Source organism: Pseudomonas sp. MWU349 (genome assembly GCF_017947325.1).
Classification (GTDB): Bacteria; Pseudomonadota; Gammaproteobacteria; order Pseudomonadales; family Pseudomonadaceae; genus Aquipseudomonas; species Aquipseudomonas protegens.
Window position 1 is genome coordinate 1,472,302 of record NZ_JAFEVP010000001.1, and the last position, 14,504, is coordinate 1,486,805.

Annotated in this window: 9 protein-coding genes; 8 read left to right on the top strand and 1 reads right to left on the bottom strand. The window is 67.3% G+C overall.

Going from position 1 to position 14,504, the window contains the following annotated elements:
• The 7 genes from KCG88_RS06365 (at nt 1) to KCG88_RS06395 (ending at nt 11,122) form a co-directional block, all read left to right on the top strand.
• Entirely contained in the window at nt 1-1,593 is a 1,593-nt protein-coding gene (locus KCG88_RS06365; RefSeq protein WP_210711996.1) for a VWA domain-containing protein, read from the top strand.
• Nucleotides 1,590-2,918, top strand: a complete 1,329-nt coding sequence (locus KCG88_RS06370) for a BatD family protein (RefSeq protein WP_210711997.1) — start codon at nt 1,590-1,592, stop codon at nt 2,916-2,918. The genes KCG88_RS06365 and KCG88_RS06370 overlap by 4 nt, the downstream gene beginning before the upstream one ends.
• On the top strand, nt 2,915-3,931 hold the full coding sequence (locus KCG88_RS06375; protein ID WP_047336693.1) for an HAD family hydrolase: 1,017 nt from the start codon (nt 2,915-2,917) through the stop codon (nt 3,929-3,931). Before KCG88_RS06370 ends, KCG88_RS06375 begins: the two co-directional genes overlap by 4 nt.
• An 89-nt stretch (nt 3,932-4,020) precedes the next feature.
• Nucleotides 4,021-5,607, top strand: a complete 1,587-nt coding sequence (locus tag KCG88_RS06380) for an arylsulfatase (RefSeq protein WP_011061132.1) — start codon at nt 4,021-4,023, stop codon at nt 5,605-5,607.
• 270 nt (nt 5,608-5,877) lie between these two features.
• Nucleotides 5,878-8,385, top strand: a complete 2,508-nt coding sequence (locus tag KCG88_RS06385) for a fused MFS/spermidine synthase (protein WP_210711998.1) — start codon at nt 5,878-5,880, stop codon at nt 8,383-8,385.
• A 125-nt stretch (nt 8,386-8,510) separates the two neighbouring features.
• Entirely contained in the window at nt 8,511-10,148 is a 1,638-nt protein-coding gene (locus KCG88_RS06390; protein WP_210711999.1) for a J domain-containing protein, read from the top strand.
• Nucleotides 10,145-11,122 (top strand): DUF3829 domain-containing protein, encoded by a 978-nt coding sequence (locus KCG88_RS06395; RefSeq protein ID WP_047286351.1) that lies wholly within the window; start codon nt 10,145-10,147, stop codon nt 11,120-11,122. Before KCG88_RS06390 ends, KCG88_RS06395 begins: the two co-directional genes overlap by 4 nt.
• A gap of 51 nt (nt 11,123-11,173) precedes the next feature.
• On the opposite strand, the gene KCG88_RS06400 is transcribed toward KCG88_RS06395, so the two are convergent.
• The gene (locus KCG88_RS06400; RefSeq protein ID WP_047286350.1) at nt 11,174-11,845 is read right to left on the bottom strand and encodes a DUF3313 domain-containing protein; all 672 of its coding nucleotides are present in this window, start codon (nt 11,843-11,845) and stop codon (nt 11,174-11,176) included.
• Between the two features lie 213 nt (nt 11,846-12,058).
• Between KCG88_RS06400 and KCG88_RS06405 the strand changes: the two genes are divergently transcribed.
• Entirely contained in the window at nt 12,059-14,416 is a 2,358-nt protein-coding gene (locus tag KCG88_RS06405) for a tetratricopeptide repeat protein (RefSeq protein ID WP_210712000.1), read from the top strand.
• Nucleotides 14,417-14,504: the final 88 nt, after the last annotated feature.

Consider the following 14,504-nt stretch of genomic DNA (forward strand, 5'->3'; position numbering starts at 1 on the left):
ATGCAGATCAACCTCAGCGACCTGCACCTGCTGCGCCCCCTGTGGCTGCTGCTGATCATTCCCGGGGCCTTGCTGCCCTGGCTCTGGCGGCGCCGGCATGACCTGCAGGCCCGCCTGCGGGGCACCATTGCCCCACACCTGCTGACACACCTGCTGGTCACCCCGCAGGACTCCCAGCGCCTGCGGCCGGTGCATCTGCTCAGCGCGCTGCTGGTGCTGGGCGCCCTGGCCGCTGCCGGCCCCACCTGGGAACAGGACCGCCCGGATTTCCTGCACAACCGCGCACCGCTGATCATCGCCCTTGACCTGTCCCCCTCGATGAACGCCAGCGACCTGCCGCCCAGCCGCCTGGAGGCCGCCAAGCACAAGCTGCAGCAACTGGTGCAGCAACGCCGTGGCGCCCGCACCGGGCTGATCGCCTACGCCGGCAGCGCCCACCTGGTACTGCCGGCCAGCGACGACCCGGCCTTGCTCGACAGCTTCATCCAGGCCCTGGGCAGCGATCTGATCCAGCGCCCGGGCAAGGATGTGCTGGGGGTGATCCGGCAAGCCCAGCGCCTGCTCCAGGCCGAGCACAGCCCCGGCAGCCTGCTGCTGATCAGCGACGGCGCCGACACCTCGCAATTGGCGGCGATCAAACAGCAACTGGCCGGCAGCCCCTTGCAGGTACTGATCCTCGCAGCCGGCAGCAGCGACGGCGGGATCATCCGCGACGCCAACGGCCAGCCGCTCACCGACAGTGACGGCCGCCCGCAACTGGGGCGTTTCGACAGCGCCGCGCTCAAGCAACTGGCCGCCGCCAGCGACGCGCCCCTGGGCAGCCTGACCCTGAATGACGACGACCTGGACTGGGTGCAGTTGCATGCCCAGCAGCATTTCACCGCGGCCAGCGCACCCGACCGGCAACTGCAATGGAAAGACGCCGGCTACTGGCTGTGCTGGCCACTGCTGCTGTTGGCGTTCTGCTGCGTGCGCCGCGGCTGGAGCCTGAACTGGTTGGGTGCCCTGCTGCTGGGCCTGGGCTTGAGCCTGCAAGCGCCAACGACCCGGGCCAATACCTTGGCCGACACCTTCTTCAGTGCCGACCAGCAAGGCCGCTGGGCCTTCGAACACGGCCACTACCCGGCCGCCGCCGCGCTGTTCACCGACCCCTACTGGAAAGGCATCGCGGCTTATAAGGCGGCGGACTTCGACCTGGCTCTGGCCAGCTTCGCCCGGCTGGACAGCGCCGCCGCGTATTTCTACCTGGGCAATATCCATGTGCGGCGCTTCAAGTTCGACGAGGCCATCGCCGCCTATCAGCAAGCCCTGAAGTTGCAGCCCCGGTTTGCCGAGGCCCGCGCCAACCTGGCCCTGGCCCAGGCGCTGAAAAAAGACACCGAGAGCGCGCAGCAGAACGCCCCCGAGGTCAAGCCCGATGCCATCAGGTTCGACAAGCCCGCAGGCAAGGGCCAGAGCAAGAAGGTCGAGACCCAACAGGCCGCCAGCGACGAGCTTTGGCTGCAGAACCTCAGCACCTCCCCGGCGGCGTTCCTGCGGCAGAAGTTCAGCCTGCAAGACCACGCCAACACCACGCCGCAGGTGACGCCATGAACCCTGTAGCCTTAAGAGGTCTGTGGGCAGTGGCGCTTGGGCTGATGCTCTGGGGCTGGCAGGCGCTGGCGGCAGAGCCGCAGTTGCGGGTGCAGGCCCAGTTGCAGCCCGATACCTCGGTGATGGTCGGGCAAACCCTGCAGTTGCAGGTCGATGTGCTGACCAATACCTGGTTCACCCAGGCCGCGACCCTGCCGGAGCTGCAACTGCCCGGGGCCCTGGTGCTGGCCCCCGACGGCGAAGCCGAGCACTTGAACCAGACCCTCGACGGGCAGCCGTTCTTCGGCATGCGCTACCGCTACCGGATCACCCCGCAACAGGCCCGCTCGTTCCAGATCCCGCCCCTGGTGGTGCGCGCCACCCCGGCCCAGGCCAGCGCCGAACAGTCGGCGCAGACCCCGCCCCTGGCCTTCAGCGCCAGCCAGCCGCCGGGCTTCGCCCCGGGGGAAACAGTGCTGGTGGCCGATGATCTGCGCCTGACCCAGACCCTGCGCTTGTCCACGACGCCAGCGGCGGTGGGCGACACCCTGGTCCGCGAACTGACCCTGCAGGCCGATGGCCCGCCGGGGTTGTCCCTGCCGCCGCCGCAAACGGCCGCCGTGGCCGGCCTGAAGGCCTACCCGGTGACCCCGCGCATCAGCAACCTGGATGACGGTCGCGGGCATATCAGCGGTGGCCAGCGCATCGATCGCCTGAGTTACAGGATCCAGCGCCCCGGGCACTACCAACTGCCGGCGCTGCGGATCAAATGGTGGAACAGCCAGGCGCATCGGGCCCAGGTCAGCGAGTTACCGGCCTTGAGTTTCGAGGCCACGGCCGCCAGCCGCTATCAGCCGGTGTTTTCCATCCGCGACGATCTTCTGGCCCTGGGCCGGCACCCCCCCTGGCGCATTGCCCAGTACCTGGTCGGCCTGGCCCTGCTGCTGGCGCTGGGCGTTGTGGCGCTGTACCTGGGCCGCCCCTGGTGGCAACGCGGGCAGCAGGCCTGGCAACACTGGCGGGCCGCCCGCCAGGCCGCCTGGGAGCGCTCCGCCGCCTGGGCCTGGGAACAGGTGCCGGGCCAGCTCAAGCAGCAGCCACCGCAACTGGGTGCCCTGTACCTGTGGTGCCGGCGCAGCAGCGGCCGCCTCGATCTGGCCAGCCTGGGCCCGCGCCTGCGCGCCCTGCTGCAGGCCTGCTATGGCCCGACGCCCCACGCCGGTGCGGCGCTGGAGCAACTGCGCCAGGCATTGCCGGCGCTGCACGCCGAAGGTACGCCCCAAGCCCCTCCTCAAGGCCACGGCCTGCGCCCCCTCAACCCCCGTCACGAGAAGGATTTCCCATGACACTTCCCGCCCCCTGGCGTGTGCCCCTCCTGCTGCTGTTGCTGGCCGCCCCGCTGCTGGCCCTGGCCAACAGCGACCCCTTGCCCTCATGGAAGGACGGCCCGAGCAAGCAGGGCATTCTCACCTTCGTCCAGGCGGTAACCACCCAGGGCGGCCCGGACTATGTGAAACCCGCTGAGCGCATTGCCGTGTTCGACAACGACGGCACCCTGTGGAGCGAGCAGCCGGCCTATTTCGAGGTGCTGTTCGCCTTCGACGAAATCAAGCGCCTGGCGCCCCAGCACCCCGAGTGGAAGACCCGCCAGCCGTTCCAGGCCGTGCTCGAAGGTGATCACCAGGCCCTGGCCGCCAGCGGCATGCACGGCCTGCTGCAGATCATCGGCGCCACCCATACCGGCATCAGCAGCGAGGCCTTTATCGACAATGCACGGCGCTGGCTGGCCGAGGCCCGCCACCCGAAGACCGGGCGGCCGTTCAACCAGATGATCTACCAGCCCATGCTGGAGATGCTCGACTACCTGCGCAGCCAGGATTTCAAGACCTACATCGTCTCCGGCGGCGACACCGCCTTTATGCGCGCCTTCGCCGAAAGCGCCTACGGCATCCCGCCGGAACAGGTGATCGGCAGCAACTTCGTCACCCAGTGGCAGTTCCAGGACGGCCAGCCGTCGATCCTGCGCACCGCCAAGCTGGCCCACAACGACGACGGCCCGGGCAAGCCGGAAAGCATCGACGGGATCATCGGCCGGCGCCCGCTGCTGGCCTTCGGCAACTCCGACGGCGACCTGCAGATGCTGCAGTGGACCGCCGCCGGCAGTGGCAAGCGGTTCATGGCCCTGGTGCACCACACCGACGCAGCCCGCGAGTGGGCCTACGACCGCAAGTCCCCGGTCGGGCGCCTGGACCAGGCCCTGGACCAAGCACAGCAGCACGGCTGGACGCTGGTGGACATGGCCGCCGAATGGCGGCGGATCTACCCCTTCGAGCCCCTGGCACCCGAGCAAGCGCAATGACCACAGGAGAAGCAACAACAGACGTAAGGCAGGACAGCACTCAACGTGGCTCGCCCCAGGCGAGCGAACCCGAAAAAGGAGCAAGCCAGATGACTCGCATACGCAAGTGGCTACCCAAGGCCGCCCTGGTGGCGACCGCGGTGATGGCGTTCTCGGCAACAGCCGGGGCGGCAGAGAAACCCAATATCCTGGTGATCTTCGGCGACGATATCGGCCAGACCAATATCAGTGCCTACTCCATGGGTGTGGTCGGCTACAAGACGCCGAACATCGACCGCATCGCCAAGGAAGGCATGCTGTTCACCGACTACTACGCGGAGAACAGCTGCACTGCCGGGCGCTCTTCCTTTATCACCGGGCAGACGCCGCTGCGCACCGGGCTGTCCAAGGTGGGCATCCCCGGGGCCCCGGTGGGCCTGCAAAAACGCGACATCACCATCGCCCAGGCGCTCAAGTCCCAGGGCTACGCCACGGGCCAGTTCGGCAAGAACCACCTGGGCGACCGGGATGAGTACCTGCCCACCGCCCACGGTTTCGACGAGTTCTTCGGCAACCTCTACCACCTCAACGCCGAAGAGGAACCCGAGCGCCCCTACTGGCCCAAGGACGACCCGGACTTCGTCAAGGCCAACTCGCCACGCGGGGTGATCCACAGTTTTGCCGACGGCAAGATCGAGGACACCGGCGCCCTGACCAAGAAACGCATGGAGACCATCGACGACGAAACCACCGCCGCCGCCCAGGCCTTCATCGAGAAGCAGGCCAAGGCCGACAAGCCGTTCTTCGTCTGGATGAACACCACGCGCATGCACGTATTCACCCATGTGCGCGAGTCCATGGCGGGCCAGAGCGGCATGCCCGGAAACGAATACGCCGACGGCATGGTCGAGCACGACAACGATGTGGGCAAACTGCTCAAGACCCTCGACGACCTGAAAATCGCCGACAACACCATCGTCGTCTACACCACCGACAACGGGCCCAACCAGTTCTCCTGGCCGGATGCGGCGACCACGCCGTTCCGTAACGAGAAGAACTCCAACTGGGAAGGCGCCTACCGGGTGCCGGCGATGGTTCGCTGGCCGGGCAAGGTCAAGGCCGGGGAAGTCTCCAACGAGATGTTCTCTGGGCTCGACTGGTTCCCCACCCTGCTGGCGGCGGCCGGCGACAGCGGGGTCAAGGACAAGCTGCTCAAGGGCTGGGCCCCCACCACCGGTGGCGCCAGCTTCAAGGTGCACCTGGACGGCTTCAACCAGTTGCCCTACCTGACCGGCCAGCAGCCCAAGGGAGAGCGCCACGAGTTCTACTACTTCAACGATGACGGGGTGCTGGTGTCGATGCGCTTCGACAACTGGAAAGTGGTGTTCTGCGAGCAGCGCCAGCCCGGCGGGTTCAGGGTCTGGAGCGAGCCGTTCGTATGCCTGCGGGTGCCGAAGATCCTCAACTTGCGGATGGACCCCTACGAGCGGGCGGACGTGGTGTCCGACCAGTTCTATGACTGGAACACCAAGAACGTCTACCTGGCCGGGGTGGCGGTGACCAAGTCGGCGAAATTCCTCGAGACCTTCATCGAGTACCCACCGAGCCAGAAACCGGCGAGCTTCAGCATCGACCAGATACGCGCCGCGGTGGATGCCAAGATCGCCGAGAAAATGAAGGCTCAACCGGCCCAATGACCCGACGCCGCCCGGCCCTCCGGGCGGCCTCTCCCCCCACACAGCAGGCATCGGCTTGCCGACGAAGAGGCCCGCGAGCCCTGCGTCATTCTCGCCAACGCCTTCGCTGGCAAGCCAGCTCCTACGGGCGGGTACGCATATTCCCTGTAGGAGTCGGCTTGCCGACGAAGACGTCCGCCAGTCTTGTACTACGCTTGAGTCCGCATTCGCCGGGACTCCGGCACCTGCCCATCCGTAGGGCATTTCGTTTTCTGCATAAGGCCATGGAACATGAGTTCTCCCCTCTCGCGGCCACACCTTGCCAGCCACAGCCTCGATACCCGCGCGCAGTGGTTTCCGGCACTGCTGTTATTTGTCTCCGGCGCTGCGGCGCTGATCTTCCAGGTGCTGTGGATCAAGCAACTGTCCCTGGTGGTGGGGGTCGAGGTCTATGCCATCACCACTGGTATCAGCGCCTTCTTCGCCGGGCTGGCCCTGGGCGGCTGGCTGTTCGGCCGCCTGGCCGACCGGGTGGCCAATCCCTGGCGCCTGTACGCACTGCTGGAGTTGCTGGTGGCGCTGACGGCCGTGGGCGCGACCCTGGCCCTGGCCGGCGCCGCCGCGCCCTTCGCTGAACTGGCCCTGCACCTGGGCGTGCTGGCCTGGGGCCTGCCACTGCTGCTGGTGGGCGCCCCGGCGGTGCTGATGGGCGGCACCCTGCCGGTGCTGGTGCGAGCCCTGGCGGCCGACCCGGGGCAACTGGGCCGCGCCGGTGGCAGGCTGTACGCAGCCAACACCGCCGGGGCAATTGCCGGCACCCTGCTCAGCGCCTTTGTGCTGATTGCCACCCTCGGCGTGCGCGGCAGCGCCCTGGCCGCCGCGCTGCTGAACCTGCTGGCGGCCCTCGGTGCCCTGGCCCTGCAACAACAGCAGGCCCTGCCCGCCAGCGCACCGGCAAAACTGGCCAGCAACCCGCGGCCGGCACGCCTGGCCCTGCTGCTGTACAGCCTCGCCGGCGGCGTGGCCCTGGGCTACGAGGTGGTCTGGTCGCAGTCCATCGTGCCGTTCATGAGCACCCGCACCTATGCCTTTGCCGTAGTGCTGGCTACCTACCTGGGCGGGCTGTTCCTGGGCAGCAGCCTGATGGCCCCGCGGGCCGACCGGGTGCGGGACCCCTGGGGCCTGTTCGGCCTGCTGATTGCCGGTGCCGGGCTACTGGCCCTGCTGGAAATGGCGCTGCTGGGGCGCTGGCTGATCCTCGCCCAGACCCAGGTCGAAGCCCTCATCCTCAGCCTGGGGGGCAGCCCGCTGCTGGGCATGAGTGGGCGCTTTGCCGTGGCCGCGCTGTGCATCGTGTTCGTGCCCACCCTGCTGCTGGGGGCGGCCTTCCCTCTGGCCCTGCGCCTGTGCTGTGACGGCCGCGCAGTGGGCCGGGACGTTGGCGCCGTGCTGGCCTGCAACACCCTGGGCGGGATCATTGGCGTGGCCCTGTGCGGCTTCGTGCTGATCCCCTGGCTGGGGCTGGTGCGCACCCTGGGGCTGCTGGCGCTGATCGCAGCGCTGGTGGGCCTGCTTGCCGTGCGCCAGGGCCCCGGGGTGAACAAGGGCCGGCGCCAGGGGGTGATTGCCCTGGGGCTGCTGTCCCTGGCCGTGGCCCTGCTGACCCCGCCCCAGCGCCTGGCGCAACTCCTGCCCGGGGCCCGCCACGCCGAACTGAGTTTCTACCAGGAAGGCCGCGGCGCCACGGTGGCGGTGGTGACCCAGGGCCAGCCCGAGCGGCGCTTCCATCGCCTGTATATCCAGGGCGTGTCGAACACCGGCGATGCCATGCCGTCACTGCGCTACATGCGCATCCAGGCCCTGCTGCCGCTGCTGATCCACAACGGCGAACCGCGCTCGGCGCTGGTGATCGGCTTCGGCACCGGGATCACCGCCGGGGCCCTGCTGCGCTACCCGGGGCTGGAACAGCGGGTGGTGGCGGAATTGCTGCCGGCGGTGCTGGAAGCCGCGCCGCTGTTCCAGGGCAACTTCAATGCCGCCAGCGACCCGGGCATACAGATCCGCCTGCAGGACGGGCGCCAGGAACTGCTGCGCAGCCCGCAGAACTACGACCTGATCACCCTGGAACCGCCGCCGCCCTCCGCTGCCGGGGTGGTCAACCTGTACTCCCGGGACTTCTACCAACTGGCCGCACGGCGCCTCAACACCCAGGGCCTGGTGGCCCAGTGGCTGCCCCTGCCGACCCAGAACACCGAAGACTCCCGCGCCCTGGTGCAGAGTTTCCTCGAGGTCTTCCCCTACGCCACCCTGTGGACCAGCGAGTTCCACGAGATGCTGCTGGTGGGCTCCCTGGACCCCATCGAGCTGGACGCGAGCAGGATCGAGCGGCGCTTTGCCCAGGACGGCGTGCGCAGCGCCCTGGGGGAAGTCGGGGTCAATTCCGCCCAGGCGCTGCTGGCCACCTGGGTCAGCGACCGCGATGGCCTGCAGCACTTTGCCGGCGATGCCCCGGCGGTCACCGATGACCGACCGCGCATCGAGTACGCCCCCTGGGTGCGGCCACGGGAAATCAACCGGGTTCTGCCGGAGCTGCTGAACCTGCGTCATCCACCGGTGCTGGTGAATGTCAGCCCCGAGTTTCGCCAGCGGATGAACCAGGAAAGCCGCAACCTGATGCAGTTCTACCGCGCCAGCCTGCACGCCTATGATGGCGACCGCGAAGCCTGGGCCCGGGAGATCCGCGAACTGCTCCAGGTGGATGCCGGCAACCCCTACTACCGCTGGTTCGTCGGCCAGTGAGCTGAAGCGCCCATCCCGGGCCGTTGCATGCGGCCTGGGACTTTTTTTCAGGAAACCGGTAGGGTGCGCAGTTTCAGCGCGCCGCTGCCCGGGCGCGGCGGTCTTTCATGGAGTCGTACCGCCCAATGAGTTGCTGGACCCTGCTCGGCCTGCCGGCCACCGCCGATACCCGCACCATCAAACGCCACTACGCCAGGCTGCTCAAGCAGACCCGCCCGGATGAAGACCCGGTGGCGTTCCAGCGCCTGCGCGAAGCCTATGAATCGGCGCTGGAGCAAGCCCGGTGGTTGGGCATGCAGGCGCAGGATCCACATTTGGACGAAGACCCGATGCCGCTGGCCGGGCAGGCGCCGCAGGGCCCAGAGCCGCTGTCGCCGGCGCAGCGAGTCGCCCCCTTGCTGGAGGGCATCCGCATCGAGCAACTGGACCTGCGCTATCAGCAGGCGATCCAGAGCGACTGCCTGCTGGAGTTCGAGCTGGGCCTGTTGCGCCACTGCGTGGAGCGCCCGGACCAGTCGCAACAGCTGCTGGCCTGGGCCTTTGCCACGTTCCACTGGCTCAGCGCCTGGCAGCGCCTGGAACTGCCGGAGTACCTGATCGATGCATTGCTGGAACAGTGCCAGGAAAAGCTCTTGCAGCCCCTGCAGGACGCCCTGGCCCAGCGCGACGACCAGGCTCTGCTCCAGGCCTGTGCGCAACGCCAGCAGCAGCCCTGGCTGAACAGCCTGGACCAGGGCCAGTGGTTCAACCTGCAACTGGTGGAGCTGCTGCTCAACAGCCCCTACTGGTCCAGCCCGGGGTTCGCCGCGGTGTGTGCCGGCCAGGGCTGGCACAACGGTGAGGACAACGCCTGTCCGGCGCTGGAATGGGAGCGTCTCAAAGCCCGTGACGAAGCACCGGTATTCATTGCCCGCCAGCAGGCCCTGGCCATCCAGACGCCGGCCAGCCCGCAACAACGCGCCGCCTACCTGCTGCTGGCGCCCATCAGCTTCACCCGCCGGCGCAACTTCGCCCGGCGCCTGCGCCCCGATGACTGGGCCTGCTGCCGCCAACTGAGCTCGCGGCTGCACGCCAATCACCCCGAGGTATCGGCCGGCATGCCCGGCGGCACGCCGTTCTTCTGGCGCGACTGGGAGTTCGCCTTCAACGCCTGGCCCATGTACCTGGGCATTGTCCTCGCCTGCCTGGCGGGGGCCGTGGCCCGCTATGCGCCGCAAGCCGGCAGCCTGGGGGAAATCATTGGCGTGACGCTGTTCTGGAGCACCTGTTTTGCCGGCGCCGGGGCCCTGCTGGGGTGGCTCTGGCAGCCTCTGGCTCACCGCCTCTGGGTACGCGACCAGGCACTCGGCGCACGCCTGCCGCTCTGGCTCAACCCGGACCGCGAGGTACTGGTCCTGCGCGACCTGCTGCCGGCCCTGCTGATCAGCGGTGCCCTGGGATATTTCTGCGGCCCGGTCAGCGCCGCTACTTACCTGGCCGTGCTGCTGGGGGTGGCGAGCCTGCGGCGCCGCGAACTCAAGGCCCAGGCTTCCTGGGAAAAACCCGCTCCCTGGCGCCGGCGGCTGTTGATCGGCCTGGGCTGCATGGCGCTGGTGGCAGGCCTGGGTGGCCTTCAGCTGTTCACCAGCCAGCGCACGCTCAACCCCAACCAGGGCCTGCAGCAATGGAGCGAACGCCTGTGCGCGCGCCTGCCCGCCAATGCCGAGGGCTGCGCGGCCCCGGCCACCGCCCGCCAGTGGTACGGCCAGGAGGGGCAGCCATGAACCCCAATTGGTTGCTGCCCATCGGCCTGGTTCTGGGGCTGACGCTGGTCGGCCTGGCCGGGGCCAGCAAGCCCCTGGGGCGCCTCGACCTGTGGCTGGACCACCAGGACAGCCCGAGCACCGCCCAGGCCAATGCCCTGGCACCGATCGTCAATTGCATGAACCAGGTGGATGTGCCCTGGCGCCTGGCCCACCAGGCCTTCATGGCCGAGGGTGCGCCTCGGGCCAAGGCGCCCGAAGCCTACGACCTGTATGCCTACAGCCACCAGGACATCGACACGCTGTACCGCCTCGACTGCCCCGGCAGAATCACCGATAAATTGCAGGTCCTGGCCCCGGACAGCCCTTTGCTCCCCGCCACCGAGCGCTACCTGCAAGTGCTCGGGCCCTTCGCGGCCCTGACCAAGGATTCCTTCATGCGCAAAATGGGCATCGGGCGGCCCCTGACCGAGGCGCAACTGGATGAGTTTGCTCGCCAACTGGCGCAACAGAGCGAGGCTTACCTGGAAGCTTCCAATGCCGTGCGCCAGCTGCTCCCGGCCCTGGATATCGAACCGCGCAGCCAGCAGTTGCTACGCCTGGAGCAACGCCTGGGGCGCAATGCCCACTGGGCGCTGCTGGAGTACATGATCCAGGCCCGCAGCACCGTGGAATTTGTCGAGGCAGGCGTACGCCAGCAAAGCCTGACCCCGGACCAGCTGGCGCAGGTCACCCGGCAGTTGCGCCAGACCTGGGACGCTCGGCAGCAGTACCTGAAAACAGGCCAGCCGGACAAGAACACCGAGCAGGTGCTGTACCTCTGGCAACTGATCGCCCAACCCGGCGACCAATACCTCAAGGCCCTGGACACCCTGCACCGCGACTGGCAGCAACATGCCGAGCCGCAACGCCTGAGCGACGACTACCACGCAGTGACCCAGGGTTACGACCAGATGCTCTACCACTACAACAAACTGGCGCGCAGCCAATACTGAGATGGAATGACGGCCGCGGCACTTTCAAGCGCCGCGGCCATCAACGGTCGGTCACTTGTTCTTCAGTTGCAGGTAGGACTGGTGCATGTCATAGGCCCAGCCGTCGATCACGTTCTTCACGTCACTGGCCTGCATCACCTGGGTGTCGTTTGCCAACGGTTTGCCGGTGCCCTTGCGCACCACTTCGGCAATCACCGCGTGGGTGCTGCCGTCGAGGAACGCCGCCTCGGTGGCCAGGGTGGTTTCCTGGTCGCGGATGCCACTGGCGGTGCTCACCGCCGCCGCCACCAGGGCCACGGGGATGATTTCATAGGGTTTCAGGCCTTCGGTCTTGCTGGTGACTGCAGTAATCGCTGCGCGCACCACGATCACCCCTGGGCCCGGACCGGTGGCCAGTGGCAGGGATTTGCTCACCTCGCGCTGCAGCGCCTGGTCGTAATAGCGGGTGATGGCGGTCAGGGTGCTCTGGGGGATCTTCACCGTTGGCTGCGGCTGCGGGTAGAACTGGGTCGGTTCGATGTACACGCTGCTGTAGTTGCTCAGCTTGAGCTTGGGATCGATCCAGCGCATCACCTCTACCCCGGACGGTGACTTGGCTTCCTTGAGCTGGCTGTAGTCGCTGAGAAACCCGGAGTACTCGTCAGGCTGGGGCACTTTGCTGGAACAGCCCACCATCCCGAGGGTGGCAAGGCACAGCGCGCTGAGGGTCAGAGCAAGCTTCATGTGTAACTCCTGTAGGTGCAGCAGCCAGGGACTGGCTAGGGGGAAATTAAGGTATAGCCAAAAGCCGGCGCTTTGCCCCGCCGGCGCGGGTTGTTTGACACGGCTTGCGGGCTGATTCACAACCCGGATTTGACAGACCGGAACCTGCCGTCAAAGCTCCATCGAGCCTGAGAGTGCCGATCAAGGCTCCGCATTCTGGATACGGACGTCGCAATGCCCAAGCCGAAGAAGAATAACCCACTCTCCACCCTACCTGCTTCAGTTGCACCTTCGCCCTACCGCTACCTGTTCCCCTTCGGCGCCCTCCTGTTGCTGCTGGTGCTCGGCGGGCTCGGCGGGTTCCTGCTGGCCGAACCACCACGGCTGGTGGCGCCGCAGGTAGCTGCGGCCCCGCCCCCCACTCAGCCCAAGGCGACGCCAGCGCTGCCGGTCGCCCAGTACGTCGATGAACAGGCTTGCCAGGGCTGCCACCAGGCCCAGGCCAGGGACTGGCAAGGCTCGCACCATCAACTGGCGATGCAGGAGGCCAACCCGCAGACGGTGTTGGGCAATTTCAATGAACAGCACTTCAAGGCCGAAGGCGAAAGCACCCGCCTGTTTCGCCGCGGGACCGAGTTCTGGGTCAACACCCCCGGTGCCGACGGCAGGCCCGCGAACTTCAAGGTGGCCTATACCTTCGGCATCGAACCCTTGCAGCAATACCTGATCGAAGTCGGCCAGGGGCGCCTGCAAGCCCTGGGCGTGGCCTGGGATACCCGCAAGCAGCAGTGGTTCCACCTGTATCCGGGCCAGGGCGTTAACTTCAAGAACCCGCTGCACTGGAGCAAGCCCAGCCAGAACGCCAACTTCATGTGTGTGGAATGCCACACCACCGGCTACCAGCGTAATTTCAGCGCCAGCCAGGAGCGCTTCGACAGCCGCTGGAACAGCCTCGGTGTCGGCTGCCAGGCCTGTCACGGCCCAGCCTCCAACCATCTGCAGGCCACGGCCAGCAAGGCCACCCTGGCCAACGCCGGCTTCGCCGTGGACCTCAAGGCCGCAAGCGCCACCCAAGAGATCGAGACCTGCGCCCGCTGCCACGCCCGGCGCGCGCCCCTGGGCGACGGCTACCACGTCGGCCAGCGCTTGATGGATGACTACCTGCCCAGCGCCCTGACCCGGGAGCTGTACGCCCTGGACGGCAAGATCAAGGACGAGGTGTTCGAGTACGGCTCCTTCGCCCAGAGCAAGATGTTCGACAAGGGGGTGCGCTGCAGCAATTGCCACAACCCCCACAGCACCCAGCTCAAGGCCCCGGGCAACGCCGTATGCCTGCAATGCCACAACCCCGCCGGCAAGAGCACGGCAGCCGGCATCGACGGACGCGGGTTGCAGGCCAAGGATTACGATGCCCCCGAGCATCACCGGCACACCCCGGGCCAGCCCGGTGCGCAATGCGTGGACTGCCATATGCCGGGCAAGGTCTACATGGGCAATGACTACCGCCATGACCACAGCTTCAGCCTGCCCAACCCGCTACGGGCGCAGAAGCTTGGCACGGCCGATGCCTGCCTGAACTGCCACCAGGGGCAACAGGCCGGCGAACGCATCAGCCGGCAGTTCCAGCTATGGACGGCCAACAGCCCGCCCCAGCCACCGCGCTACGACGACAGCCTGTGGCTGATCCGCGGCGGCCGGCCCGGGGCAGCCCAGGCGTTGCAGGAACAACTGCAGCGCGGCGACCTGCCACCGATCCAGCGTGCCACCCTGCTGGCCGAACTGGCCAACTATCCCAGCGCCCAGGCACTGCAACTGGCCACCCAGGCCCTCGGGCATGTGGAGCCCCAGGTGCGCGAAAGCGCGGTGCGAGCCACCAGCGCCCTGGTGCCGCCGGCCGAACGTGGCCCGCTGCTGGTGCCCCTGCTGCAAGACCCGGTCAAGGCCGTGCGGATCACCGCGGCTCGCGACCTGCTGGGCGCCGCGCGCGATGGCCTGGGCCCGGCTCAAGGGGCCTGGGACAAAGCCCTTGGCGAATATGAAGCGGTGCAGTTGAGCCTCGTGGAGCGGGCCGAGGCCAACCTCAACCTGGCCATGCTCTACCAGGCCAGCGGGCGCAGCACCGAGGTCGAACCCTACTTGCGCGCAGCCTTGCGCCGTGACAGCGACTTCTTCCCGGCCCTGGTGACCCTGGGGCAGTGGCTGGAAGCCAATGGCCGCAGCCAGGAGGCGCAGCAACTGCTGGCCCAGGCCCTGCAACAGCACCCGGGGTCGGCGCTGCTGCAGCACACCCAGGGCCTGAGCCTGATTCGTGGGGGCGACACTGCACGGGCCATGGCCGCCTTGAAAAAGGCCGCCGAGCTGGAGCCGCACAATGCTCAGTACACCTATGTGCTGGCAGTGGCCCTGCACGACAGTGGCCAGCAGGACGCTGCCAACCGTCAGTTGCAAGCCCTGCTGCAGCGCCAGCCGACCCAGCGCAATGCGCGCCTGAGCCTGATCCAGTACTACCTGGAGAGCGGCCAGGAACCCAAGGCCCAGGCACTGATGCAGCAATGGAAACAGCTCAACCCCGGGGACCCGGCGTTGCAATAGGCGGAGTGGCAAGGAGGGCTCGGTTACCCGAGCCCTCACTAAAACCAATCAAATAGGATTAACTATCAATTTTAATTAATTGATTTTA